Raw genomic sequence first — 25,361 nt, 5'->3', positions numbered from 1 at the left:
GCGCGCCGCGCCGACACAACGAGGTTGCCGTACCTATGCGCCACGCTGAAGGAGCCCGCGGTGAGTGCTGACCCGACGCAGGTGCTCGCCTTCGAGACCGACTGTCACATCTTCGACGGATGTGGCTTCCCGGCCCCCGGCCTGCACTCCTTTATCTTCGAGCCGATCTTCACGGTCGGCGGCTTCGAGTTCAACAAGCCGATGCTGCTGGCGCTGGTCACCACGGTCGTGGTCGTGGGCTTCTTCTGGGCCGCCTTCAACAAGCCCAAGCTGGTCCCCGGCAAGCTCCAGATGGTCGGTGAGGCCGGTTACGACTTCGTGCGCCGCGGCGTCGTCTACGAGACGCTCGGCAAGCGCGAGGGCGAGAAGTACGTCCCGATCATGGTCTCGATGTTCTTCTTCATCTGGATCATGAACCTCTGGTCGATCGTTCCGCTCGCCCAGTTCCCCGTGACCTCGGTCATCGCCTTCCCCGCCGGTCTGGCCGCGATCGTCTACATCATGTGGGTCAGCCTGACCTTCAAGCGCCACGGCTTCGTGGGCGGCTGGAAGAACATCGCCGGCTACGACAAGTCGCTCGGCCCGGTGCTCCCGGCCGTCATGGTGATCGAGCTCTTCTCGAACCTCCTGGTCCGCCCCTTCACCCACGCGGTCCGGCTCTTCGCGAACATGTTCGCCGGCCACGTGCTGCTCCTGATCTTCACGATCGCCAGCTGGTACCTGCTGAACGGCATCGGGATCGCCTACGCCGGCATCTCGTTCGTGATGGTCCTGCTGCTGACCGTCTTCGAGCTGTTCATCCAGGCGCTGCAGGCCTACGTCTTCGTCCTCCTGGCCTGCAACTACATTCAGGGCGCTCTCGCCGAGCACCACTGAGTCACTGCCAGGCCCCACCCCGCCAGTCGTCCGGTGACCATCGCCACCGGTCCGTAAAAGAGAAGGAAGAAACGGCATGTCCGCTCTCGAGACCCTCGCCGCCGTCAACATCCAGGGCAACCTCGGCGCCATCGGCTACGGCCTCGCGGCCATCGGCCCCGGCGTCGGCGTCGGCATCATCTTCGGTAACGGCACCCAGGCCCTCGCCCGCCAGCCCGAGGCGGCCGGCCTGATCCGCGGCAACCAGATCCTCGGCTTCGTCCTCTGTGAGGCGCTCGCCCTGATCGGTCTGGTCATGCCGTTCGTCTACCCGACCCCCGGCTCCTGACCCGGCCGTCGGACTGCCCCTTTCGACGAAAGGCACAGATATGAGCCCCCTGGTTCAGCTGGCGCAGGAGGAGGTCCAGAACCCCCTCATTCCGCCGATCCCAGAGCTCGTCATCGGCCTGCTCGCCTTCGCCATCGTCTTCGGCTTCCTCGCCAAGAAGCTCCTCCCGAACATCAACAAGGTTCTGGACGAGCGTCGCGAGGCCATCGAAGGCGGCATCGAGAAGGCCGAGGCCGCTCAGATCGAGGCCCAGAGCGTTCTTGAGCAGTACAAGGCCCAGCTCGCCGAGGCCCGCCACGAGGCCGCGCGTCTGCGCCAGGAGGCTCAGGAGCAGGGCGCCGCGATCATCGCCGAGATGAAGGCGGAGGGCCAGCGCCAGCGCGACGAGATCATCGCCGCCGGCCACGTCCAGATCGAGGCCGACCGCAAGGCCGCCTCCTCCGCGCTGCGGCAGGACGTCGGCCAGCTCGCGACGGACCTGGCCGGCAAGCTGGTCGGCGAGTCCCTTGAGGACGTCGCCCGCCAGAGCCGCACCATCGACCGTTTCCTCGACGAGCTCGAGGAGAAGGCCGAGGCCGCCCGATGAACGGAGCGAGCCGCGAGGCACTGGTTGCCGCACGTGAGCGCCTCGACGCGCTGACCGACAACACGTCGGTCGACGCGGCGGAGCTCGCCGGGGAACTGGCCGCCGTCACCGCGCTGCTCGACCGCGAAGTGTCGCTGCGTCGGGTCCTCACCGACCCGGCGCAGGCCGGAGAGGCCAAGGCCGAACTGGCCGCGCGACTGCTGAGCGGTCAGGTGGGCGGCGAGACCGTCGACCTGGTCTCCGGCATGGTCCGCTCCCGCTGGTCCCAGTCGCGCGACCTGGTCGACGCGGTCGAGGAGCTGGCGAACACGGCGGACCTCACCGCGGCCCAGCGGTCCGGTGCGCTGGACGACGTGGAGGACGAGCTGTTCCGGTTCGGCCGGATCGTCGCCTCCAGCACCGCGCTGCGCGCCGCGCTGACCGACCGGACCGCCACCGCCACCGCCAAGGGCGAGCTGCTGCGCAGCCTGCTCGGCGGCAAGGCGAACGCGGTGACCGAGCGCCTGATCGTCCGCCTGGTCACCGCGCCCCGAGGACGTAGCCTGGAGGGGGGCCTCGAGTCCCTGTCCAAGCTCGCCGCGGCGCGCCGGGACCGGATGGTCGCGGTCGTCACGTCGGCGGTACCGCTCACCGACCGGCAGAAGCAGCGCCTCGGCGCCGTGCTGGCGAAGGTGTACGGCCGGCAGATGCACCTGAACCTGGACGTGGACCCGACGGTCCTCGGCGGGATCTCGGTGCGGGTCGGAGACGAGCTGATCGACGGTTCCGTCGCCAGCCGCCTCGACGAGGCGTCCCGGCGACTGGCCGGCTGACGGTCTGACGTACCGGGTCGCTCGGCGTACCAGGCACAACACCCAACAAAGCGTTACCTACGGCCCGGTTGGGCCGTGCACAGGATGCAGAAGTTCTGGGGGGAGCCCCCAGACCCCCCAAGAAGACTTCGGGCCCAACAAGGAGAGCAGGGAACCCAGATGGCGGAGCTCACGATCCGGCCGGAGGAGATCCGGGACGCACTGGAGACCTTTGTCCAGTCGTACAAGCCGGACGCGGCCTCGCGCGAGGAGGTCGGCACTGTCAGCCTCGCCGGCGACGGCATCGCCAAGGTCGAGGGACTGCCCTCGACCATGGCCAACGAGCTGCTGAAGTTCGAGGACGGCACCCTCGGTCTCGCCCTCAACCTCGAGGAGCGCGAGATCGGTGCGATCGTCCTCGGTGAGTTCAGCGGCATCGAGGAAGGCCAGTCGGTGCAGCGCACCGGCGAGGTCCTGTCCGTCCCCGTCGGTGAGGGCTACCTGGGTCGCGTCGTCGACCCGCTCGGCAAGCCGATCGACGGCCTCGGCGAGATCGAGACGTCCGGCCGTCGCGCCCTTGAGCTGCAGGCCCCCACGGTCATGCAGCGCAAGTCGGTGCACGAGCCGATGGAGACCGGCTACAAGGCCGTCGACGCCATGACCCCGGTCGGCCGTGGTCAGCGTCAGCTGGTCATCGGTGACCGTCAGACCGGCAAGACCGCGCTGTGCGTCGACACGATCATCAACCAGCGTGACAACTGGCGCACCGGCGACCCGAAGAAGCAGGTCCGCTGCATCTACGTCGCCATCGGCCAGAAGGGCTCCACCATCGCGTCCGTGCGCGGCGCGCTGGAGGAGGCCGGTGCCCTGGAGTACACGACCATCGTCGCCGCCCCGGCGTCCGACCCGGCCGGCTTCAAGTACCTGGCGCCCTACACCGGCTCCGCCATCGGTCAGCACTGGATGTACGAGGGCAAGCACGTCCTCATCGTCTTCGACGACCTGTCGAAGCAGGCCGACGCCTACCGCGCCGTGTCCCTGCTGCTGCGCCGCCCGCCGGGCCGTGAGGCCTACCCGGGTGACGTCTTCTACCTGCACTCCCGTCTGCTGGAGCGCTGCGCCAAGCTCTCCGACGAGATGGGTGCCGGTTCGATGACCGGTCTGCCGGTCGTCGAGACCAAGGCCAACGACGTGTCGGCGTTCATTCCGACCAACGTCATCTCCATCACCGACGGCCAGTGCTTCCTGGAGTCCGACCTGTTCAACGCCGGTCAGCGCCCGGCCCTGAACGTCGGTATCTCGGTCTCCCGAGTCGGTGGCTCCGCCCAGCACAAGGCCATGAAGCAGGTCTCCGGCCGCCTCCGTGTGGACCTCGCCCAGTACCGTGAGCTGGAGGCGTTCGCCGCCTTCGGTTCCGACCTGGACGCCGCTTCGAAGTCGGCCCTGGAGCGCGGCAAGCGCATGGTCGAGCTGCTGAAGCAGCCGCAGTACCAGCCCATGTCCACCGAGAACCAGGTCGTCTCCGTCTGGGCCGGCACCACCGGCAAGATGGACGACGTCCCGGTCGAGGACATCCGCCGCTTCGAGACGGAGCTGCTGGACTACCTGCACCGCGAGCACGGTTCGCTCATGACGTCGATCCGCGAGGGCGGCAAGATGTCGGACGACACGCTCGGCAAGGTCGCGGAGTGCATCAGCACCTTCAAGAAGCAGTTCGAGACGTCGGACGGCAAGCTGCTCGGTGAGGACACCCCGGCCGCCGTCAACGCCTCGAAGTGACGACGGAAGGGACCTGATCCATGGGAGCCCAGCTCCGGGTCTACAAGCGTCGGATCAAGTCGGTCACGGCGACCAAGAAGATCACCAAGGCGATGGAGATGATCTCCGCCTCGCGCATCGTCAAGGCGCAGCGCAAGGTGGCGGCCTCCACGCCGTACGCGACCGAGCTGACCCGCGCGGTCACGGCGGTGGCGACCGGCTCGAACACCAAGCACCCGCTGACCACGGAGGCCGAGACCCCGGTCCGCTCCGCGGTGCTGCTCGTCACGAGCGACCGCGGTCTGGCCGGCGGCTACTCCTCCAACGCCATCAAGACGGCCGCCCGGCTCACCGAGCGGCTGCGCGGTGAGGGCAAGGAGGTCGACACGTTCATCGTCGGCCGCAAGGGTGTCGCCTACTACGGCTTCCGCGAGATGCCGGTCGCGGACTCGTGGACCGGCTTCACCGACAACCCGTCGTACGAGGACGCCAAGAAGATCGCGGGCCCGCTGATCGAGGCCATCGAGAAGGACACGGCCGAGGGCGGTGTGGACGAGCTCCACATCGTGTTCACCGAGTTCGTCTCGATGCTGACGCAGACGCCGGTCGACAACCGGATGCTGCCCCTCAGCCTCTCCGAGGCCGAGGGTGGCGAGGGCGCCGAGGGCGGCTCGAAGGAACTGCTGCCGCTGTTCGAGTTCGAGCCGTCGGCGGAGGACGTCCTGGACGCCCTCATGCCCCGGTACGTCGAGAGCCGGATCTACAACGCCCTGCTGCAGGCGGCTGCCTCCGAGCACGCCGCCCGCCGCAAGGCGATGAAGTCCGCGACGGACAACGCGGGTGAGCTGATCAACACGTACACCCGCCTTGCCAACCAGGCCCGCCAGGCCGAAATCACCCAGGAAATCAGCGAGATCGTCGGAGGCGCCAGCGCCCTGGCCGACGCGACCGCGGGGAGTGACAAGTAATGACGACGACTGTTGAGACGGCCACGGCGACTGGCCGCGTCGCCCGGGTCATCGGCCCGGTCGTCGACGTGGAGTTCCCCGTCGACGCGATGCCGGAGATCTACAACGCGCTGCACGTGGAGGTGGCCGACCCGGCCAGCCCCGGCAGCACCAAGACCCTGACCCTCGAGGTCGCCCAGCACCTCGGTGAGGGCCTGGTCCGTACGATCTCGATGCAGCCCACCGACGGTCTGGTCCGCCAGGCCCCGGTCACCGACACCGGCGACGGCATCACCGTCCCGGTCGGCGACTTCACCAAGGGCAAGGTGTTCAACACCCTCGGTGAGGTGCTGAACGAGCCCGAGGCCAACGGCCAGGAGACCGAGCGCTGGGCGATCCACCGCCAGGCCCCGGCCTTCGACCAGCTCGAGTCCAAGACCGAGATGTTCGAGACCGGCCTGAAGGTGGTCGACCTCCTCACCCCGTACGTCAAGGGTGGAAAGATCGGTCTGTTCGGTGGTGCCGGTGTCGGCAAGACCGTGCTGATCCAGGAAATGATCATGCGTGTCGCCAACCTCCACGAGGGCGTCTCCGTCTTCGCGGGCGTCGGTGAGCGCACCCGTGAGGGCAACGACCTCATCGCGGAGATGGACGAGTCCGGCGTGCTGGACAAGACCGCGCTGGTCTTCGGGCAGATGGACGAGCCCCCGGGCACCCGTCTGCGCGTGGCACTGGCCGGTCTGACGATGGCGGAGTACTTCCGTGACGTCCAGAAGCAGGACGTGCTGTTCTTCATCGACAACATCTTCCGCTTCACCCAGGCCGGTTCCGAGGTGTCCACCCTGCTCGGCCGCATGCCGTCCGCGGTGGGTTACCAGCCGAACCTGGCCGACGAGATGGGCCTCCTCCAGGAGCGCATCACCTCGACCCGCGGTCACTCGATCACCTCCATGCAGGCGATCTACGTCCCCGCGGACGACCTGACCGACCCGGCCCCGGCCACCACCTTCGCCCACCTCGACGCGACGACGGTTCTCTCCCGTCCGATCTCCGAGAAGGGCATCTACCCGGCCGTGGACCCGCTGGACTCCACGTCCCGGATCCTGGACCCGCGCTACATCGCGCAGGACCACTACCAGACCGCGATGCGCGTCAAGGGGATCCTCCAGAAGTACAAGGACCTCCAGGACATCATCGCGATCCTCGGTATCGACGAGCTGGGTGAAGAGGACAAGCTGGTCGTCCACCGCGCCCGTCGTGTCGAGCGCTTCCTGTCCCAGAACACCCACGCGGCGAAGCAGTTCACCGGTGTGGACGGCTCGGACGTGCCGCTCGACGAGTCGATCGCCGCGTTCAACGCGATCTGCGACGGTGAGTTCGACCACTTCCCGGAGCAGGCGTTCTTCATGTGCGGTGGTCTCGAGGACCTGAAGAAGAACGCGAAGGAGCTGGGCGTCAGCTGACGTCTGTGCCTCTGTGAAGGGGGCGGGCCCGCCCGCCCCCTTCCCGCACCCCCGGCTGCCGGCACCGAGCCCCGGCAGTCCTACTAGACTTGTGACCCAACACCCGGCACATCCCGCCGGGTGGTGACCCGAGGAGCCACCCTTGGCTGCTGAGCTGCACGTCGAGCTGGTCGCCGCGGACCGGAGTGTCTGGTCCGGCGAGGCCACCCTGGTCATCGCGCGCACCACCTCCGGCGACATCGGCGTCATGCCCGGGCACCAGCCGCTGCTCGGTGTGCTGGAGTCGGGCCCGGTGACCATCCGTACGAGTGAAGGTGAGACGGTCGTCGCCGCGGTGCACGGCGGTTTCATCTCGTTCGCGGACGACAAGCTGTCCCTGCTCGCGGAGATCGCGGAGCTGGCGGACGAGATCGACACCCAGCGTGCCGAGCGCGCGCTGGAGCGCGCCAAGTCGGATTCGGACGCCGCCGCCGAGCGGCGCGCCGAGGTCCGGCTGCGCGCGGTGACGGCGGCGCGCTGACCGGCGCACCACCGCGGAGCATGACGCCGGCCCGCCCCGTACTGCGGGGCGGGCCGGCAAACCCTCAGCCGCGGCCCGGGCTGGACCTTCCAGACCGGGCCGCGGCTGAGGCGATGCAGATGACAGGTACGCGTGGGTATCCGTAACGGGGAGAAGCGAGGAGGTCGGTGGAGATGATCCTCGCTCTGCTGCTGAGCGCGATTGTCGTCTCACTGGTGGTGATCGGGCTCTTCGTCTTCGGACTGCGGCGGCGGCTGATCCAGCGTTCCGGCGGTACCTTCGACTGCAGCCTGCGCTGGAACGTTCCGGAGGAGGGCGACCCGTCCGGCAAGGGCTGGGTCTACGGGGTCGCCCGCTACAGCGGTGACCGGATCGCCTGGTTCCGGGTCTTCTCGTACGCGCCCCGCCCGCGCCGGGTGCTGGAGCGTGATGCCATCGAGGTCCTCGCCCGCCGGATGCCGGAGGGTGAGGAGGAGCTGGCACTGCTCTCGGACGCGGTGGTGCTGGGCTGTCTGCACCGGGGGACGAGGGTGGAGCTGGCGATGAGCGAGGACGCCCTCACCGGCTTTCTGGCCTGGCTGGAGGCGGCGCCTCCGGGACAGCGGGTGAACGTCGCCTGACCTCGCGTGAACACGCACAGTGGGCCGCACCCTCGTGGAGGGTGCGGCCCCTTGCGTTGCCGGGTCAGGACGCGAGGCCCGTGTGGATCGCGCTCACGAGTTCGCCGTTCGCGGTGTCGCCGCTGAACTCCCAGAAGAACGCGCCGCCCAGGCCCTGGCGCTTGGCCCACGCCATCTTCGCGCGGATCGTCTCGGGGGTGTCGTAGCTCCACCAGTTGGTGCCGCAGTGCGCGTACGCCGTGCCGGCCACCGTGCCGTTCGCCGGGCAGGAGCTCCTGAGGACCTTGTAGTCCTCGATGCCCTGCTCGTAGGTGCCGGCCGCCGGGCCCGTCGCCGTGCCGCCCGGCTCCTTCTGGGTCACGCCGGTCCAGCCGCGCCCGTAGAAGCCGATGCCGAGCAGCAGCTTGTCGGACGTGATGCCCTTGGCCTTCAGCTTGGCGATCGCCGCCGCGGAGTTGAAGCCGTCCTGCGGGATGCCGGGGTAGGCGGTGAGCGGGGAGTGCGGGGCCGTCGGGCCCTTCGCCGCCCAGGCGCCGAAGAAGTCGTACGTCATCACGTTGTACCAGTCGACGTACTTCGCGGCCGGGCCGTAGTCCGCGGAGTCGATCTTGCCGCCCTCGGAGGCGTCGGCCGTGATCGCCGCGGTGAGCAGGTTGTCCTGGCCGAACTGCGCGCGCATGGCCTTCATCATCCGCGACATGGAGTCGTAGCCGCTGGTGTCACAGCTCAGACCGCAGGCGTTGGGGTACTCCCAGTCCAGGTCGATGCCGTCGAAGACATCGGCCCACCGCGGGTCCTCCACCAGGTCGTAGCAGGACTTGGCGAAGGCCTCCGGGTTCTGCAGGGCCTGGCCGAAGCCGCCGGACCAGGTCCAGCCGCCGAACGACCACAGCACCTTGATGTGCGGGTACTTCGCCTTGAGCTTGCGGAGCTGGTTGAAGTTGCCGCGCAGTGGCTGGTCCCAGGTGTCCGCGACCCCGTCGACGGACTGGGCGGCGGTGTACGCCTTGTCGTAGTCGGCGTAGCCGTCACCGATCGTGCACTTGCCGCCCTGGACGTTCCCGAAGGCGTAGTTGATGTGCGTGATCTTCTCGGCGGAGCCGGACGTCACGATGTCCTTGACGTGGTAGTTCCGGCCGTAGACGCCCCAGTTGGTGAAGTAGCCCATCTTGATGTGCTCGGACGGCCCGGGGCCCGGGCCGGGGTCCCCGCCGGTGGTGGTGACCTTGACCGACGCGCTGACCGGGCCGGTCTGGGCCGCGGTGTCCCGGGCCTGGACGCTGTACGAGTAGTCGGTGCCCGGGGTCAGGCCGGTGTCCGTGTAGGACAGCCCGGTGACCGTGGCGACCTTGGCGCCGTCGCGCAGGACGTCGTAGTTCTTGACGCCCTTGTCGTCGCTGGCAGCCGCCCAGCTCAGCTTGGCCGAGGTGTCGGTGATCCCGGAGGCGGTGGGTGTTCCGGGAGCGGAGGGCGGCTCGTCGCCGGGCTGTGACGGGCCGCCGTCACACGAGCCGCCGTTCAGCTTGCAGCCCGACGGGGAGCCGTCGCCCTTGCCGTTGAACCCGAAGGAGACGGAGGCGCCCGGGGCGAGGGTACCGTTCCAGCTCAGGTTCTTGGCGGTCCAGTGGGTGCCGCTGCCGGTGACGGAGGCGTCCCAGGCGGAGGTGACCGAGGTGCCGGCGGGGTAGTCCCACTCGACGGTCCAGGAGTTCAGGGTGGTGGTGCCGGTGTTCTTCACCGTCCACTTGCCCTGGAACCCGGTGCCCCAGTCCTGGACCTTGGTGTACGTCGCGGTCGCGGAGGCCGCGGCCTGGGCGGGGCTGGCGAGGCCGACCATCGCGGCCAGGGGAAGCAGCAGGGCGGTGGCTCCGGCCGTGGCTCTGGCCCGGAGTCTCCCTCTGCGCGGTGGTGCTTGAGTGCTCGTGCTCAACGGTGCTCCTCAAGATGCGAACGGACAAGGTGGGGGTCCGTGCGTGCATGCGTCCATGACAGGGCCGCGCCGTGAGCGTAGGAAGGTCTGGACCAATCGTCAATAGGTCCAGACCAGTAGCGGGATGGCTGGGGCGCTTGCGGTCAGACCCCCAACTCCTGTGCCATGACGGCCGCTTGGACGCGACTGCGCAGGTCCAGCTTGTTGAGGAGCCTGCTGACGTGGGTCTTGACCGTGGCCTCGGCCATGTCGAGCCGCTCCGCGATCTGGGCGTTGGACAGACCCTCCCCGAGGCAGGACAGCACCTCGCGCTCCCGCCGGGTGAGCGGCTTCAGTACGGCCGGGTCGGGCGCGGGGTGCCTGCGCGGCGGCGCGGCGAACTCCGCGATGAGACGGCGGGTCACCGCCGGGGCGATCGTGCCCTCGCCCCGCGCCACGGTCCGCACCGCCTCGATGAGGTCCCGGGCCTCGGTGTTCTTCAGCAGGAACCCGGCGGCACCGGCGCGCAGCGCGCCGAACACGTACTCGTCCAGATCGAAGGTGGTCAGGATCAGCACGTCCGCGAGGCGCTCGGCGACGACCCTGCGGGTGGCCGACACCCCGTCCAGCAGCGGCATCTGCACGTCCATCAGGACGAGGTCGGGGCGCAGTTCGCGCGCCAGCCGGACCGCCTCCTCGCCGTCGCCCGCCTCCCCGGCGACCTCGATGTCGGGGGCGCTGCGCAGGATGAGGACGAGGCCCGCGCGTACGGCCTGCTGGTCCTCGGCGACGAGTACGCGGATCTTCCGGGGGCCGGGCGTGTCACTCGTGGGGGTCATGCCGACGGCTCCTTGTCGTCCGCTCGTACGGGGAGTTCGGCCCGTACGTGCCACTGCGTGTGCTCCGCCCCTTCGGCGGGGCCCGCCGTGAACTCCCCGCCGAGCAGGGCGACCCGCTCCCGCATGCCGACGAGTCCGGCACCCGAGCCGGGGGCGCGCGGTCCTGGGGGCGTGTCCCCGTAGACGCTGGTGACGTGCACGGCCAGGGCGTGGCCGGTGCGGCGCAGGGAGATGCGGACGGGGCCCGGGGCGGCGTGCTTGAGGGCGTTGGTCAGGGATTCCTGGACGATGCGGTACGCGGCCAGCTCGACCGGCGCGGGAAGCGCGTCCCGCGCGTTCTGCCCGGGGGCGTCCAGGGTGAACGTCAGGGCGCCTGCCGCGCCTGCGGCTTCGGCCTGGCGCACGAGGGCGGGGAGGCCGTCCAGGGTGGGGGCGGGGGCGGGGGCGTCACCGTTCCCGCCGGTGCCGTCGCGCAGCAGGCCGATGAGGCGCCGCATCTCGGCGAGGCCCTCGACGCTGTTCTCCCGGATCACTCCCAGGGCGTCCCGGCTGGTCCCCGGGTCGTCCAGGGACAGCGCCGCGGTCGAGTGGATGGCGATGGCGGACAGGTGGCCGGCCACCATGTCGTGGAGCTCGCGGGCCATCCGGGCGCGCTCGGCGGTCACGGCCTGCCGGCGGTCCATCTCCGCGAGCAGCGCCGTCTGTTCGGCCCGCAGCCGGGCCGCGTCGGCGGCCTCGCGGTGGTTGCGGACGATGGCGCCGGTGGTGGCGGGCGCGAACGAGATGAGGCCGGTGAGCACACCCAGCAGCAGAGCCTCGGGCTGCTGCCACCAGGCGAGGAACCCTAGGGACACGCCGACGGTGATCAGCCCGGTCGTGACCGGGATCCGGCGGGCGGAGGCGGGAGTTCCGTACAGCACGGCGGCGTAGACGAGGTCCGTGAACATCAGGACCGTCGCGATGTTGCCCCGGGTGAGCTGGTCCGCCACGATCGCGGCCGTGCCGACGAGGAGCGCCGTCCTGGGCCTGGTGCGCCGGATCAGTTCCAGTCCGGCCATCACGAACAGCGGCAGCAGCATCAGCCGGTCCGTGTGGATGAGCGCGTGCTGCTCGCCCTGCATGTGCAGCCCGAGCGCCCAGAGCAGCACCCCGCCGGCCAGGCCGCTGACGGCCATGATGATGTCGTCGCGGTGCGGCGGCGGAATCGGCAGCCGGGGGCGGGGGAGCGTCACGGTCCCATCCAACACCGGTGCGCCGCTCCCCTGCCTCGCCGGGTGGTGCGACCTGCGAGTACATCGAAGGATGCAGTCCGGGCGCCCGTCCTCTCGTCACCCCCGACGACGCCCCGCGCCCGTGCGGGGCGGCAGGCTGGACGGCATGGTGCTGACACTGATCGTGGCCTGTGAGGTCGGTTTCTGGGTGCTCCTCGCGGCCGGCCTCACCGCCCGTTACCTGCTGCGGATGCCCCGGACGGGCGCTGCGCTGCTTCTGTGCGAGCCCCTGCTGGAGATCGTCCTGCTCATCGCGACGGCGGTGGACCTGCGCAACGGGGCGGAGCCGAGCTGGGCGCACGGGCTGGCCGCGCTGTACATCGGCTACACCGTCGGGCACGGCCACCGGACGGTGAAGTGGCTGGACGGCCACGCCGCGCACCGGCTCGGCGGCGGGCCGCGCCCCGCGGGTCCGCCCCGGTACGGAACGGCCCGGGCCCGGTACGAGGGGCGGTTGTGGCTCGGGACGGTGGTGGGGGCCGCGGTGGCGACGGTGCTGCTGTGGGCGGCGATCCGGTACGTCGACGACCCGTCCCGCGTGGCGCCGCTCCAGGACTGGACGGGTACGGCGTGGCGGGTGGTGTTCTTCCACGGACTGGTCGCCGCGACGTACGCGATCTGGCCCCGTAAGGCTCCGGCGCCGGAGGTTTCCTCCCCCGCCGCGCCCCTTCCCGAAGCCGAGGCTCCGCCCCGGACCTCGAATCGCGCCTGACCGGCGCTTGTTCCCGGGCGCCGGGCGGGCCGGGGTGCGGGCCCCGCCCCCGCCGGGGCCGGGCGGGGCGTTCCCTCAGCCGCCGGCCGGGCCGAGAGCGCGGGACCCGCCCTCGTGCGGTGGCCGGCCTGCGCGGGTCACCGCTCCCCGCCGGGCACCCACAGCACGTCCCCGACCTCCTTGTTCGCCACTCGCGCCAGGATGAACAGCAGGTCCGACAGGCGGTTCAGGTACGTCGCCGTCAGGGGGTTCATCGTGTCGCCGTGGGACTCCATGGCGGCCCACGTCGAGCGTTCCGCGCGGCGGACGACCGTGCAGGCCTGGTGGAGGAGGGCCGCGCCGGGGGTGCCGCCGGGGAGGATGAAGGAACGGAGCTTCTCCAGGTCCTCCAGGAAGCGGTCGCAGTCCGCCTCCAGCTTGTCGATGTAGGACTGCTCGACCCGCAGCGGCGGGTACTCCGGGTCCTTCACCACCGGCGTCGACAGGTCCGCGCCCACGTCGAACAGGTCGTTCTGGACACGTGTGAGGACCTTCACGACCTCCTCCGGCAGCGCGCCCAGCGCGATCGCCGTGCCGATCACCGCGTTGGCCTCGTTCGCGTCGGCGTACGCCCCGATCCGCGGGTCGGTCTTGGCGGTGCGGCTCATGTCGCCCAGCGCGGTCGTGCCCTTGTCGCCGGTGCGGGTGTAGATACGCGTCAGATTGACCATACGGTCAGCGTAGTCACGCCCGCGTCCGGTGTGATGTCCGTCATGTGAGACGTGACGCGTATCTCTTCGTCGCCACAGAGTGCCTCCCGGGCAGTAACCTCCCGCCCGAGAACACTCAAGTGAACGCCTGTTACTCAGGTCCGGCCGGGGGCCGGGGGCCCGCGGCGCGGCCGCGACCGGATCCAGCCCCCGGGTCAACGCATTAAGGGGAGAGAACGTGGCCAGGAAGCTCGCCGTCATCGGTGCCGGTCTCATGGGTTCCGGCATCGCTCAGGTCTCGGCCCAGGCGGGCTGGGAGGTCGTCCTGCGGGATGTCACCGACGCCGCCCTGACGCGCGGCACGGACGGCATCAAGGCGTCGTACGACAAGTTCGTCTCCAAGGGCAAGCTGGACGCGGCCGACGCCGAGGCCGCCTTCGCCCGGATCACCCCCACCACCGACCTGGACGCCGTGGCGGACGCGGACATCGTCGTGGAGGCCGTGTTCGAGAAGCTGGAGGTCAAGCACGAGATCTTCCGCGCGCTCGACAAACTGGCCAAGGACGACGCCGTTCTCGCGTCCAACACCTCCGCCATCCCGATCACCAAGATCGCGGCTGTCACCGAGCGCCCGGAGCGGGTCGTCGGCGCGCACTTCTTCTCGCCCGTGCCGATGATGCAGCTCTGCGAACTGGTCCGCGGCTACAAGACGAGCGACGAGACCCTCGCCACCGCCCGCGAGTTCGCGGAGTCCGTTGGCAAGACCTGCATCGTCGTCAACCGTGACGTCGCAGGCTTTGTGACGACGCGTCTGATCTCCGCGCTGGTCGTCGAGGCCGCCAAGCTGCACGAGTCGGGTGTCGCCTCCGCCGAGGACATCGACGTCGCCTGCAAGCTGGGCTTCGGGCACGCGATGGGGCCGCTCGCCACCGCCGACCTCACCGGGGTCGACATCCTGCTGCACGCCACGAGCAACATCTACACCGAGTCCCAGGACGAGAAGTTCGCGCCGCCGGAGCTGATGCGCCGGATGGTGGACGCGGGTGACATCGGCCGCAAGAGCGGGCAGGGCTTCTACACGTACTGAGCGCCGCCCGCTACCCGTACCGGGCACCGCTCGCCAGACCGCCCTCACCCCAACGGGTGAATTGGGTATCGGTTTGCTTACAACGCGCAACTGGTCTGCCGATGCGGCAGTCAGTTGTTGCAACGAACGCACCGCCACAGCACTCTCGGGGAGCGCGATATGCACATCAGGGGCGACCACACCGAGCTGGTCGTCGGGGGCCGCCTCGATGTCCGCAGCGCGGCGGACGCCCGTACGGTCCTGCACACGGCCGTCGACGACGGAAACGGCGACCTCGTGCTCGACCTGACCGGTCTCGACTCCTGGGACGCCACCGGGCTCGGGGTCATCATGGGCGCCCACCGCCGGGCCGGCCGCTGCGGCCGGCGGCTCGTGCTGCGCGGCGTACCGCCCCAGATGCAGCGTCTCCTCGTGGCCACCCGGCTCCACCGGATCCTCGCCATCGAGGGCGGAATCGCCGCTGAATCGTTGCCCCGGGTGTGACGGGGCCCGCCAGGGCCCCGTCACAGGTCCGGCACCGGCCTCCGGCGCCGGACCTGTCCGTATATGACCGACAAACACCCCCGGGATTGCCCGGTCGGCCAATCCCCCTGAGACCATGACGTCTTGGGGTGCCCGGCCACCCGGATGTTCCGGGACGCCCGGCGAGCGTCTAGGGTTTCGGGCGTCTGCCCAGCAACCGACGGACACCGCGCGTGCACCACGGCCGGGGAAGGGCTTCGCCGCACGACGCTTTGGGGGGCACCCACCATGGACCCGATGAACCGGCGGCCGGACGAGCACGGTCGGCCCGACGCCGCCGCGGACTCCGGCGACGGAGACACCGGCCGCGCCCGCACGTCCCGCGACGACCTCCCGCCCCCGCTCGCCCCGGGCGGCCCGAACGCGCCCGCCCGCACCGCCCAGCTGACCGCGGGCGACTTCCTGCTCACCGTCAACCCCGTCGACGGCAGCGAGATCGAGCCCTGCCCGCCCGGCCGCCGCCCCGGAGTCCCCGCCCGGTACACCGCCGAGCAGCGAGCCGAACGCGCCCGCGCCGTCGCCCCGCGGCCGCCCTCCACCGCCACGCCGCCGCCGCTGCTGGAACGGGACGAACAGCACGGCCGGCTCGTACGGCTCCTCACCCGGGGCCGCTCCGCGCGCCTGACCGGCCCCTCCGGATCCGGGCGCACCCTGCTTCTCGACGCCGTCGCCGCCGACTGCGCCGCCCTCGCTCCCGACGGGCTCATACGCCTGTCCGGCCACCGCCGGACCCCGACCGAGCTGCTCCACGAACTGTTCGCGGCCGTCCACGACGCGCCCGGACACCGGCCCGACCGGGCCGCGCTGCTCGCCGCCGTCCGCGAGATCGGCGCCGTGGTCGTGGTCGACGACCTGGAGTTCGGCGGCGCCGCCCTCGACGAGCTGCTCGACGCCGCGCCCGAGTGCGCCTTCCTCCTCGCCGCCACGCCCGCGACCCCGGCGCCCTCGCCCGGCACCGACGTGGAGGAGGTCTTCCTCACCGGACTCGACCGGACCGCCACAGTCGAGCTGCTGACCCATGCCGTGGACCGCGACCTCACCGAGGACGAGGCCAACTGGGCGGGCGACCTCTGGTTCGAGTCCGAGGGCCTGCCCCTCCGCTTCGTCCAGGCCGCCGCCCTGCTCCGGCAGCGCGACGCCCAGCACGCGGCGCTCGCCTCCTCGCCCGCCGACGCGGTCGCGGCCTTCGACGACGACACCGACGCGGAGGACGCCGACGCCCCGGACACCGCACCGGACGACGCGGAGGACGGCGACGACGACGCCAGCGTCTTCAGCGACCGCCGGGAGATCCCGCTGCCCAGCCTCGGTGAGGCCGCCGCGCCCGCGACCCTGCTGGCCTCCCGGCTCTCCGAGGCCGCTCGCGAGACCCTGCGGTTCGCGCTCGCCCTCGGCGGCGAGGTGCCGCACCAGGCGCACCTGCCCGCCCTGATCGGGGACACCCATGCCGACGCCGCCCTCGGCGAACTCCTCGGCTGCGGGCTGCTCACCCCCGTCGGACCCCGTTACCGGCTCGCCGCGGGCATCCCCGAACAGCTCACCGAACGCGGCTACGCCGACGACACCCTGACCCGTGTTCACACCGCCGCCCAGCACTACGCCTGGTGGGCGGGCCACCCGTCCGTCGCGCCCGAACGGGTCGCCGCCGAGGCCGACGCGGTGCTGGCCGCGCTCACCGCGCTCGCGCCGAGCCAGGAGGCCGGTCACGCGAGCGCAGCCGTCCTGCTCGCCCGCAGCGCCGCCCCGGCCTTCGCGGCCGGGCTGCACTGGGGCGCCTGGGAGCGCGCGCTGCGGGCCGGGCAGGCCGCCGCGCGGGTCGCGGGCGAGGTCGCGGAAGAGGCCTACTTCCACCACGAGCTGGGCGTTCTCGCGCTGTGCTCCGGCAATCTGGACCGGGCCCGGGCCGAGCTGGAGGCGTCGATCGGCATGCGCGGGGCGCTGGCCGACAAGCGCGGCACGGTCGCCGGGCGCAGGGCCCTGGCCCTGGTGGCCGACCGCGAGCGCGGGCTGGGGGTGGCGGACGCGGCCGGACCGGGGCAGGGCTTCGGCGGGGACGTGTGGCCGGGCGGCGAACCCGGAGGTGCGCGGGGCGGTGCGCCCGCGCGTGCGGCGGCCGGCGTGCCCGTGCCCGAGGGAGCTGCGAGCGGTGCCGTTGCGGACACGGTCGTGTACGGCTCCGAGGGCGGCGCGCCGGCCCCGTACCCGTACCAGGGCGACCACACCACGAAGGGCGCTTTCGCCTCCCATCCCGGCGACGGCGGGCCCGGCTACGGCAAGTGGCGCCGGCCGCTCGCCGCGCTGCGCGGCGGTGTCCTGACCGGTACCCGCCGCAACCTGGCCGCGGCCGGGGCGGGCGCGCTGCTCGCCGCCGTCCTCGGCACCGTCGTCACGCTGGGCGCGACCTCCGGCGACGGCACGGACACGGGCACGCCCGGCAACAGCACGATCGGCACGGACCGTTCGACGGGCGCCGATGACGGCACCGGCACCGGTTCCGGCGACGACGCCCCGGGCGACGGCGGGACCGGCGACGGCCTGAGCGGCGAACCGGACGGCTCCACCCCGGGTGCGGGCACCACCGGCGGGACGGGCACCACCGGAGGATCCGACGGGACCCCCGGCTCCTCCGCCCAGCCCGGCGCCACCGGCACGGCGGGCGACGCCTCGTCCCCGGGCACCCGGTCCCCGAACGGCTCCTCGCCCGGTACGTCGCCGAGCGGAGACTCCTCGACTGCGACGGGCGGCTCCTCCTCCCCGTCCCCGAGCGACAGCGGCTCGTCCACGTCCACCGGCGGAGGCACGTCGGGCGGTTCCACCGGCGGTTCGACGGGCGGTACGTCGACCGGCGGCAGCTCCACCGGCGGCGGGACCACCACGGGCGGCGACTCCACCGGCGGCGGGACCACCACGGGCGGCGACAGCACCGGGACGACCACCGGCGGCGGGACGACCGCGGGCGGAGGCGACTCCACGACCGGCGGCACGGACAGCACCGGCGGAACCACCGGTGGGACCACCGGCGGAACCACCGACGGGTCCACCGGCGGCGACGGCGGCACGACCGGCTCCGGCGGCGGGGAGGCGGGCGGTACGACCGGGGAGAGCGCCGGGGGCACCGTGCCGACGGCGAGCGGCTCGGCCACGGTTCCGGACGAGCCGGACGAGACCAGCGTGACGGCCTGACCCGGAGACGTACGGCGAAGGCCCCGGGGGCGGGTGTTCCGCCGCCCCCGGGGCCGTGCCGTTTCCGAGTTCTCCCGGCTCAGAAGAGCCGCAGCTTGTCGTCCTCGATGCCACGCAGCGCGTCGTAGTCGAGGACCACACAGCCGATGCCGCGGTCGGTGGCCAGCACCCGGGCCTGCGGCTTGATCTCCTGCGCGGCGAAGACGCCCGTCACCGGCGAGAGGTGCGGATCGCGGTTCAGCAATTCCAGGTAGCGGGTCAGCTGCTCGACCCCGTCGATCTCCCCGCGCCGCTTGATCTCGACGGCGACGGTCCCGCCGTCGGCGTCGCGGCACAGGATGTCGACCGGGCCGATGGCGGTCGGGTACTCGCGGCGGATGAGCGTGTAGCCCTCACCGAGTGTCTCGATCCGATCGGCCAGCAGCTCCTGAAGGTGCGCTTCCACGCCATCCTTGATCAGACCGGGATCGACGCCCAGTTCGTGCGACGAGTCGTGAAGGATCTCCTCCATCGTGATGATCAGCTTCTCGCCCGCCTTGTTGACGACCGTCCACACCCCCTCCGACTCGCCGTCGCCCTCCTTGAGGGTGCAGGGCGGCGACATCCAGTTGAGGGGCTTGTACGCCCGGTCGTCGGCGTGGATGGACACGCTGCCGTCCGCCTTGACGAGGATCAGACGGGGGGCCGAGGGCAGATGGGCGGTGAGCCGGCCGGCATAGTCCACGGAGCAACGGGCGATGACGAGACGCATGGTCCGCAACGCTACTCGACACCGTGCCCTGAACGCGATTCGGCGCCGTGCTCCGGCCGCTGCGCCGTCGGGCGCCCTGCCGGGGCGCTGCAAAGCCCCCTCTTCCATGGCCTGTTGTGGCCCAATCTTCTGGTGCGGTCAGGACGGCGCGCCTAACGTGGACGCGGGAGGTTGTCGCTCGTGCACGCTGCGTGCCGTACGGGGGCCTCCTTTCCCTGCCCGTAAGGCCCCGCCCCCGTGGGGTCGCGAGAGGAGAACCCCATGTCGCTCGACGTCTCACCGGCCCTGTTGGAACAGGCCGAGCGAGGCGAGGTCGACGAAGCCGACTTCGTCGACTGCGTCCGGACCTCCCTGCCCTTCGCATGGGAGATGATCAGTTCCCTGGTGGCCCGGCTGAAGGTGGACGGGGGTACGTTCGCCGACAACCAGACGCCGCCGCCGGACGAGCAGGCGCGTGGACAGCTGCTGCGCGCGCTGGCGAGCGACGCGATCCGGGGGGCGCTGGAGCGTCACTTCGGCGTGCGGCTCGCGTTCCAGAACTGCCACCGGGTCGCGGTGTTCCCCCTGGAGCCGTCGGCCGACGAGCGGCTGGCCCGCTTCACCTCGCCCCGGGGGCAGTTGCTGAACCAGTCACCCGAACTGCGGGACTGCTGAGGGCAGGTGCGCGTGTTGCCGCTCCGCGGACCGTGAGGTGACTCCCGCAGGGGCGGCAGCAGATCCGTTCGCTCAGCTCAGCAGGGGCAGGACCTCCGAGGCCAGGCGTCGTACGTTCTCCTCCGTGGCGGCCACCAGGCCCGAGCCCTCGACCAGCAGCGCGAACCGCCGGATCCCGGTCCGCTCGGCCGTCGCGGCCAGCCGGTCGGCCGCCAGCCGGGGGGTGCCCACGGGGTGGAGCCGGCAGAGCAGTTCGGTGTACGCGAGCGGGTCCCGCATCGTCCGCTTCCGGCCGTCCACCGTCACATGCGCGCCCAGCCCCGACCGGAACCAGCCGGGCATCGACTTCAGCAGGACCTCCGCCGCGTCCGGCGTGTGGTCCGCGATCTGGGCGACGCCCGCCGACACATGCAGGCCTGCGATCCGGGCGACCTCCTCCGGAGCGTGTCCGGCCGCGAGGGCCTCCGTTCGCCACGCCGCGACCATGTCGGCCTTGACGTCGTCCCCGCAGTGCATGCCGAGCAGCATGGGCAGACCGTGCCGGGCCGCGAGCTTCACGCTTGAGGGTGAGGTGCAGGCGAGGATCGTCTCCGGCGCCGCCGAGCCGTCGACCAGTTCGTCGGGGCGGGGGACCACGGCGACCTCGCGGAAGCGGTGCCGGGGGCCGTCCCCGGACACCCTGGTGGGCCCGCGCTGCCAGCGCATCAGCAGGTCCAGCGCCTCGGGGAAGTCCCGCTCGAAGGCGTCCAGTCCGCCGCCGAACACCTCCAGGTCCACCCATGGCCCGCCGCGGCCGACCCCGAGTGTGAACCGGCCGCCCGAGGTGATGTGCAGCAGTGCGGCCTGCTCGCCCAGCGCGACAGGGTGGGTGTTCGGCAGCACACTGACGGCTGTGCCGACCCGGATCCTGCGGGTGCGGCCCAGCAGCAGTGCGGCCAGCGTGACGGCCGAGGGGCACGTCCCGTAGGGCACGAAGTGGTGCTCTGCCAGCCACACCGAGTCCAGTCCCGCCTCCTCCGCGACCTCGGCGGAGCGCACCGCTCGGTGCAGCGCCTCACTGTGGCCCTGGCCGGGAAACTGGGCCGCCAGTACGAAAGTTCCCACACGCATCGTCTGTTGCCTCCTCGACGGCCGACGCGGCTGCCTCACGGGCAACAACGCCTGACACGTGCCAAAGGCAACGGCCCTGTGGCAAGTTCTTCCGATTTTCCGCTAAGCATCCCCAGGGAGAGGGATGTGTCGTACGTCTGAGCGGTTTGTCCGGGGCGGGACGGGTGCCCTGCGGCCGTTCAGGCGGCTCCCGTCAGCCCCTTACGCTGGACCGGACGAGTCCCTGACCGCCCGCCCCTGTGAGGTGTTTCCTGTGTCCCCGCGCCACAACCGGTCCCGGAGGAGGGGCGGCCAGCCGTCCGGCACGCCCGGCGGTGAGACGGGCGGCGACCGCTACGGCGGCTTCCAGCGGACCGAGACCTGGCAGGGCGAGGAGTGGTCCGTACGGAACGTGGCGGGCGCGAGCGCGGCGGGCAAGCGGTACCGGTGTCCCGGCTGCGACCAGGAGATCCCGTCCGGGGTTGCGCACATCGTGGCGTGGCCCGACTACGGGGGCGTGGACGACCGGCGCCACTGGCACCAGGCCTGCTGGAACGCGAAGGACCGCCGCGGCGTCCGGGTGCAGCGGTCCCGGAACGCGCCGCGGTACTGAGCCCGCACCGTCACACGTCCCTGCGCGTCAGCGACACGTAGGCGCCCGCCATCGCCGCCGCCGTCAGGCCACCCATGATCCACAGGGGGTCCCAGCCTGACGGGTGGCCGTCGAAGCCGCTGCCGTCGCTGCCGTAGAGGATCGACAGCTGGGCGGGGATCGAGTACTCGACGAGCCAGCTCCGCAGGCCGCTGAGCGAGTCCGCGTACAGTCCGATGACCAGCACGAACGGCAGCAGCACCAGACCGATCATGGCGGTGATCGCTCCGGCCGAGTGCCGCAGCATCGTGCCCACCGCCAGCGACAGCAGCCCGAGCAGGGCCATGAACAGGCCCACGCCGACGGTCGCCCGGATCCAGTGCGAGAGCGTCGGCGTGCCCGCGTGCTGGACCAGTCCGGTCTGGATGAGCCCGGTCAGCGCGGAGACCGCCGTCGTGATCGCGAAGACCACCACGAAGAACACCAGGGACTTCGCCGCCAGGATCCGCCCCCGGCTGGGGCACGCGGTGAAGGTGGCGCGGACCAGCCCGGTGCCGTACTCGGAGGTGATGGTCAGCACCCCGAGCGTGATCACGCAGACCGTGCCGAGCAGCATGCCGACGATCCCCAGCTCCAGGACCGCACCGCTGCGGCCCGCCTCCTCGGCGGCATAGTCGTCGGGCACGCTCCGCACCGCGATCGCGAGCATGAGCCCGACCCCGACCACGACGGCCGTCATCACCCCGAGCATCCACATCGTGGAACGGAGTGACCGCATCTTGGTCCACTCGGCGGCGACCGCGTCCTGCAGCGTCGCGGGCCGGACGGGGATGGGCGAGGTGTACGGGGCGGTGGTCATCGTGCGTCCTCGGAGCGGCGGGTTCCGGTCGTCGTCTCGGCTTCTGCGGGAGAGTTGCCGCTGCCTCCCGCACCCCTGTCGGCCGGCGGCACCGCCGCCGTGCCCGTGCCCGTGCTCGTGGCGGCCGTCGGGGGCTCCGGGCGGGTGCCCGCGCCGGCGTCCGCCTCGCGGGGGGCGTGCGGGGGAGTCTTGCGGGACGGAGGCGGCGGAGCGTACCAGCTCTCCGTGGGGACCTCCGGGACCACCGGTCCCGGAGACGGCGGCCACTCCTCCGGCAGTTCCTGCATCAGGCCCGAGCGCTCGTCGTCCGTCGAGCGGTAGTCGACCGCCGACTGGGTCATCCGCATGTATGCCTCCTCCAGGGAGGCCTGGTGCGGCGACAGCTCCCAGAGCCGGACGTCCACGCCGTGCGCCAGGTCGCTGATCCGGGGCAGCGGCAGCCCCGTCACCCGCAGCGCGCCGTCCCGCTCCGGCATGACGTGACCGCCCGCCTCCGTCAGCGCGCCGGTCAGCTTCTCCCGCTGCCCGGGATCGCCCTCCGGCGTCCGCACCCGGGCGAAGCCCGCCGAGTTCACCGCGATGAACTCCCGCACGCTCATGTCGGCCAGCAGCCGCCCCCGCCCGATCACGATCAGGTGCTCGGCGGTCAGCGCCATCTCGCTCATCAGGTGCGAGGAGACGAAGACGGTGCGGCCTTCGGCGGCCAGCGCCTTCATCAGGTTCCGCACCCAGAGGATGCCCTCCGGGTCCAGCCCGTTGACCGGCTCGTCGAAGAGCAGCACCTGCGGGTCGCCCAGCAGCGCGGCGGCGATGCCCAGCCGCTGGCCCATGCCGAGCGAGAAGCCCTTGGTACGGGTCCGTGCCACGTCCTGGAGCCCGACGACCCCCAGCACCTCGTCCACCCGGCGCGCCGGAATGCCCGCCAGCTGGGCCAGCGCCAGCAGGTGGCTGCGGGCCGTGCGGCCCCCGTGGACGGCGCGGGCGTCCAGCAGGGCGCCGACGTGCCGGGGGGCGTTCGGCAGTTCCCCGAAGGGCTTGCCGCTGATCGTGACGTGACCGGAGGTGGGCCGGTCCAGCCCGAGGATCATGCGCATGGTCGTGGACTTGCCGGAGCCGTTCGGCCCCAGGAAGCCGGTCACCGCGCCGGGCCGCACCTGGAAGGTGAGGTCCTCGACGGCGGTCTTCGCGCCGTAGCGCTTGGTCAGGCCGACTGCCTCGATCATTCTTCAGCCCTAACGACAGGTCGGTACTACAGCGGGGGCGGCGGTCCGGCGACCGCGCGGCACGACGGCCGCACGCCCACCGGAAACTCACCCGTAGGAGGTAAGAGCAGGTTACGCACCTGACGGTTCCACCTCACGGGGAAAACGCCCCCGCACGACCCGGCACCCGGCTCCCTGCTACGCGTCCCGCTTCCGCAGGACGAGGTAGCCGCCGGCCAGCGCCGCGGCCACCCACAGCACCATGATGCCAAGCCCGCCCCACGGGCCGTACGGAGCGGGCTCCTCGCCCAGCCCCCCGGGCACCACCTGCATGATCGCGGACCCCGCCTGGTCCGGGAAGTAGAGCGCGACCTCCTTGGCCTTCGGCACCGCCGCCAGGATGGGCGACACCAGGAAGAACAGCGGCATCAGGATGCCCAGCGAGAGCATGGAGGAGCGCAGCATCGCCGCCACGCCCATCGAGAACATCGCGATCAGCCCCATGTAGAGCCCGCCGCCGATCACCGCACGCAGCACGTTCTCCGCGCCGATCGTCGTCCCGTGATCACCCAGCAGCGCCTGTCCGAGGAAGAACGACAGGAACCCGGTGCCCACGCCCACCGCCAGCGCGAGGGCGCTCGCCACGGCGATCTTGCCGAACAGGAACGTGGCCCGCCGGGGGACCGCCGCCAGCGATGTACGGATCATGCCGGTGCTGTACTCGGTGCCGACCACGAGCACACCGAAGACGACCATCGCGAGCTGGCCCAGCACCATGCCGGAGAAGCTGACCAGCGTCGGGTCGAAGGTGAGCCGCTGCTCCGCGGGCAGGTCGTCGAAGGTCACCTTCATCAGGACGCTGATGGCCGCGCCCATGGCGACCGTCACGAACAGCGCGCCGGCCAGCGTCCAGACCGTGGACGCGACCGTGCGGATCTTGGTCCACTCCGACTGGAGGACCGCCGGTACCGATGCCATCGCCGCTCAGGCCCCCTTCACGTCCGCGCCCCACTGCGGGGCCCGGCCGGTGCTGTCGTGTGCGTGGTACTCGACCGCCGCGGCGGTCATCCGCATGAACGCCTCCTCCAGGGAGGCCCGCTGGGCGCTCAGCTCGTGCAGGGTGATGCCGTGGCGGGCGGCCAGCTCGCCGATCCGCTCGGTGGACGCCCCGTCGATCTCCAGCACCCCTTCCTGCGCCTCGACGGGCGTCAGGCCCTCCGCCGCCAGCACGTCCAGGACCTGCTCGCGCTGCGGCGAGCGGAGCCGTACGTAGCTGCGGGAGTTCTGCTGGATGAAATCCGCCATCGACGTGTCGGCCAGCAGCCTGCCCTGTCCGATGACGATCAGATGATCGGCGGTCAGCGCCATTTCACTCATCAGATGACTGGACACGAAGATCGTTCTTCCCTCGGCCGCGAGGGCCTTGAAGAGATTGCGGATCCAGTGAATTCCCTCGGGGTCCAGACCGTTGACGGGTTCGTCGAAGAGCAGAATGCGCGGGTCGCCCAGGAGTGCGGCGGCGATTCCCAGCCGCTGGCCCATGCCCATGGAGAAGTTCTTCGACTTCTTGCGCGCGACCGCCGTCAGGCCGACCAGGTCGAGGACCTCCGCGACCCGGCGCTCGGGGACACGGTTGGACTGCGCCAGGCAGAGGAGGTTGTTGTACGCGGTGCGCCCGCCGTGCATGGCCTTCGCGTCCAGCAGGGCGCCGATGTACTTCAACGGCTCGTCGAGGTCCCGGTAGTGGCGTCCGTCGATCCTTACGGTGCCGCTGGTCGGCGCGTCCAGGTCCAGCATCATGCGCATGGTCGTCGACTTGCCGGCCCCGTTCGGGCCGAGGAACCCGGTGACGACGCCGGGCCGGACGGTGAAGGTGAGGCGGTCGACGGCCGTCTTCGTGCCGAAACGTTTGGTCAGCCCCTCAAGCTCGATCATGGCGCCCACGCTACGGGGGGCGAAGGCGCCTGCGCCACCCGAATGCAGGTGCGGGCAGTGGGGAACCCCGGGTGCGTGCGGAGGGGCACCGTCGGGCGCGGTGGAGCCCCTCCACACCTCGGAGCCGCAGCCGCCCACAGCCGGGAGGCGGTAGGTGCCGGAAAGCGCCCCGCCCCGG

Annotated in this window: 25 protein-coding genes; 15 read left to right on the top strand and 10 right to left on the bottom strand. The window is 71.4% G+C overall.

Annotation, left to right across the window (positions count from 1 at the left end; all coding sequences use genetic code 11):
* Positions 1-60 precede the first annotated feature (60 nt).
* The 9 genes from atpB to I3F58_RS00795 all read left to right on the top strand — a co-directional run bounded on the left by atpB (position 61) and on the right by I3F58_RS00795 (position 7,889).
* Positions 61-876 (top strand): F0F1 ATP synthase subunit A, encoded by an 816-nt coding sequence (atpB, locus tag I3F58_RS00835; RefSeq protein WP_240106156.1) that lies wholly within the window; start codon positions 61-63, stop codon positions 874-876.
* 76 nt (positions 877-952) lie between these two features.
* The gene (locus tag I3F58_RS00830; RefSeq protein WP_240106155.1) at positions 953-1,204 is read left to right on the top strand and encodes a F0F1 ATP synthase subunit C; all 252 of its coding nucleotides are present in this window, start codon (positions 953-955) and stop codon (positions 1,202-1,204) included.
* A gap of 40 nt (positions 1,205-1,244) precedes the next feature.
* On the top strand, positions 1,245-1,790 hold the full coding sequence (locus tag I3F58_RS00825; RefSeq protein WP_240106154.1) for a F0F1 ATP synthase subunit B: 546 nt from the start codon (positions 1,245-1,247) through the stop codon (positions 1,788-1,790).
* Positions 1,787-2,602 (top strand): F0F1 ATP synthase subunit delta, encoded by an 816-nt coding sequence (locus tag I3F58_RS00820; RefSeq protein WP_240106153.1) that lies wholly within the window; start codon positions 1,787-1,789, stop codon positions 2,600-2,602. The genes I3F58_RS00825 and I3F58_RS00820 overlap by 4 nt, the downstream gene beginning before the upstream one ends.
* A gap of 159 nt (positions 2,603-2,761) precedes the next feature.
* Positions 2,762-4,360, top strand: coding sequence for a F0F1 ATP synthase subunit alpha (gene atpA / locus I3F58_RS00815; RefSeq protein ID WP_240106152.1), 1,599 nt, complete (start codon positions 2,762-2,764; stop codon positions 4,358-4,360).
* 20 nt (positions 4,361-4,380) lie between these two features.
* Positions 4,381-5,307: a F0F1 ATP synthase subunit gamma gene (locus I3F58_RS00810; protein ID WP_240106151.1), complete on the top strand. Its 927-nt coding sequence runs from the start codon at positions 4,381-4,383 to the stop codon at positions 5,305-5,307.
* Positions 5,307-6,749 (top strand): F0F1 ATP synthase subunit beta, encoded by a 1,443-nt coding sequence (gene atpD, locus I3F58_RS00805; protein WP_240106150.1) that lies wholly within the window; start codon positions 5,307-5,309, stop codon positions 6,747-6,749. Before I3F58_RS00810 ends, atpD begins: the two co-directional genes overlap by 1 nt.
* Positions 6,750-6,891: 142 nt before the next feature.
* Positions 6,892-7,269 (top strand): F0F1 ATP synthase subunit epsilon, encoded by a 378-nt coding sequence (locus I3F58_RS00800; RefSeq protein WP_240106149.1) that lies wholly within the window; start codon positions 6,892-6,894, stop codon positions 7,267-7,269.
* 173 nt (positions 7,270-7,442) lie between these two features.
* The gene (locus tag I3F58_RS00795) at positions 7,443-7,889 is read left to right on the top strand and encodes a DUF2550 domain-containing protein (protein ID WP_240106148.1); all 447 of its coding nucleotides are present in this window, start codon (positions 7,443-7,445) and stop codon (positions 7,887-7,889) included.
* Positions 7,890-7,953: 64 nt separating this feature from the next.
* On the opposite strand, the gene I3F58_RS00790 is transcribed toward I3F58_RS00795, so the two are convergent.
* From I3F58_RS00790 to I3F58_RS00780, 3 genes are all read right to left on the bottom strand, one after another.
* The gene (locus tag I3F58_RS00790) at positions 7,954-9,726 is read right to left on the bottom strand and encodes a glycoside hydrolase family 18 chitinase (RefSeq protein WP_240106325.1); all 1,773 of its coding nucleotides are present in this window, start codon (positions 9,724-9,726) and stop codon (positions 7,954-7,956) included.
* A gap of 236 nt (positions 9,727-9,962) precedes the next feature.
* Positions 9,963-10,637 carry a response regulator transcription factor gene (locus tag I3F58_RS00785; RefSeq protein WP_240106147.1) on the bottom strand — a complete coding sequence of 225 codons (675 nt, stop codon included), beginning with the start codon at positions 10,635-10,637 and terminating at the stop codon, positions 9,963-9,965.
* On the bottom strand, positions 10,634-11,812 hold the full coding sequence (locus I3F58_RS00780) for a sensor histidine kinase (RefSeq protein WP_240106324.1): 1,179 nt from the start codon (positions 11,810-11,812) through the stop codon (positions 10,634-10,636). The genes I3F58_RS00785 and I3F58_RS00780 overlap by 4 nt, the downstream gene beginning before the upstream one ends.
* Before the next feature lie 202 nt (positions 11,813-12,014).
* On the opposite strand from I3F58_RS00780, the gene I3F58_RS00775 reads away from it, so the two are divergent.
* A complete protein-coding gene (locus I3F58_RS00775) occupies positions 12,015-12,620 on the top strand; it encodes a hypothetical protein (protein ID WP_240106146.1) in 606 nt (201 codons plus the stop codon).
* 137 nt (positions 12,621-12,757) lie between these two features.
* Here the strand turns inward: I3F58_RS00775 and I3F58_RS00770 are convergent, their stop codons facing one another.
* Positions 12,758-13,330, bottom strand: a complete 573-nt coding sequence (locus tag I3F58_RS00770) for a cob(I)yrinic acid a,c-diamide adenosyltransferase (protein WP_240106145.1) — start codon at positions 13,328-13,330, stop codon at positions 12,758-12,760.
* Positions 13,331-13,547: 217 nt separating this feature from the next.
* Here I3F58_RS00770 and I3F58_RS00765 point away from each other — a divergent pair, with 217 nt between their 5' ends.
* The 3 genes from I3F58_RS00765 (at position 13,548) to I3F58_RS00755 (ending at position 18,101) form a co-directional block, all read left to right on the top strand.
* Positions 13,548-14,396, top strand: a complete 849-nt coding sequence (locus I3F58_RS00765; protein WP_240106144.1) for a 3-hydroxyacyl-CoA dehydrogenase family protein — start codon at positions 13,548-13,550, stop codon at positions 14,394-14,396.
* Between the two features lie 159 nt (positions 14,397-14,555).
* The gene (locus tag I3F58_RS00760) at positions 14,556-14,879 is read left to right on the top strand and encodes an STAS domain-containing protein (protein WP_240106143.1); all 324 of its coding nucleotides are present in this window, start codon (positions 14,556-14,558) and stop codon (positions 14,877-14,879) included.
* 267 nt (positions 14,880-15,146) lie between these two features.
* Positions 15,147-18,101 carry an ATP-binding protein gene (locus tag I3F58_RS00755; protein ID WP_240106142.1) on the top strand — a complete coding sequence of 985 codons (2,955 nt, stop codon included), beginning with the start codon at positions 15,147-15,149 and terminating at the stop codon, positions 18,099-18,101.
* A gap of 79 nt (positions 18,102-18,180) precedes the next feature.
* Here I3F58_RS00755 and nucS read toward each other — a convergent pair whose 3' ends face one another.
* The gene (gene nucS, locus I3F58_RS00750; protein WP_240106141.1) at positions 18,181-18,852 is read right to left on the bottom strand and encodes an endonuclease NucS; all 672 of its coding nucleotides are present in this window, start codon (positions 18,850-18,852) and stop codon (positions 18,181-18,183) included.
* Positions 18,853-19,113: 261 nt separating this feature from the next.
* On the opposite strand from nucS, the gene I3F58_RS00745 reads away from it, so the two are divergent.
* Positions 19,114-19,506, top strand: a complete 393-nt coding sequence (locus tag I3F58_RS00745; protein WP_240106140.1) for an SCO5389 family protein — start codon at positions 19,114-19,116, stop codon at positions 19,504-19,506.
* A 72-nt stretch (positions 19,507-19,578) separates the two neighbouring features.
* Here the strand turns inward: I3F58_RS00745 and I3F58_RS00740 are convergent, their stop codons facing one another.
* Positions 19,579-20,616, bottom strand: coding sequence for an LLM class flavin-dependent oxidoreductase (locus I3F58_RS00740; RefSeq protein WP_240106139.1), 1,038 nt, complete (start codon positions 20,614-20,616; stop codon positions 19,579-19,581).
* Between the two features lie 253 nt (positions 20,617-20,869).
* Between I3F58_RS00740 and I3F58_RS00735 the strand changes: the two genes are divergently transcribed.
* Positions 20,870-21,208, top strand: coding sequence for an ATP/GTP-binding protein (locus tag I3F58_RS00735; RefSeq protein ID WP_240106138.1), 339 nt, complete (start codon positions 20,870-20,872; stop codon positions 21,206-21,208).
* Positions 21,209-21,218: 10 nt separating this feature from the next.
* On the opposite strand, the gene I3F58_RS00730 is transcribed toward I3F58_RS00735, so the two are convergent.
* The 4 genes from I3F58_RS00730 to I3F58_RS00715 all read right to left on the bottom strand — a co-directional run bounded on the left by I3F58_RS00730 (position 21,219) and on the right by I3F58_RS00715 (position 25,183).
* Positions 21,219-22,046 (bottom strand): ABC transporter permease, encoded by an 828-nt coding sequence (locus tag I3F58_RS00730; protein ID WP_240106137.1) that lies wholly within the window; start codon positions 22,044-22,046, stop codon positions 21,219-21,221.
* A complete protein-coding gene (locus tag I3F58_RS00725) occupies positions 22,043-23,269 on the bottom strand; it encodes an ABC transporter ATP-binding protein (RefSeq protein ID WP_240106136.1) in 1,227 nt (408 codons plus the stop codon). The genes I3F58_RS00730 and I3F58_RS00725 overlap by 4 nt, the downstream gene beginning before the upstream one ends.
* Before the next feature lie 177 nt (positions 23,270-23,446).
* Positions 23,447-24,226: an ABC transporter permease subunit gene (locus I3F58_RS00720; protein ID WP_240106135.1), complete on the bottom strand. Its 780-nt coding sequence runs from the start codon at positions 24,224-24,226 to the stop codon at positions 23,447-23,449.
* A 6-nt stretch (positions 24,227-24,232) separates the two neighbouring features.
* A complete protein-coding gene (locus I3F58_RS00715) occupies positions 24,233-25,183 on the bottom strand; it encodes an ABC transporter ATP-binding protein (protein ID WP_240106134.1) in 951 nt (316 codons plus the stop codon).
* Positions 25,184-25,361: the final 178 nt, after the last annotated feature.

The sequence above is a fragment of the Streptomyces sp. MUM 203J genome, assembly GCF_022414595.1.
Lineage (GTDB): Bacteria > Actinomycetota > Actinomycetes > Streptomycetales > Streptomycetaceae > Streptomyces.
This window is presented reverse-complemented; position numbering and strand designations above follow the sequence as displayed.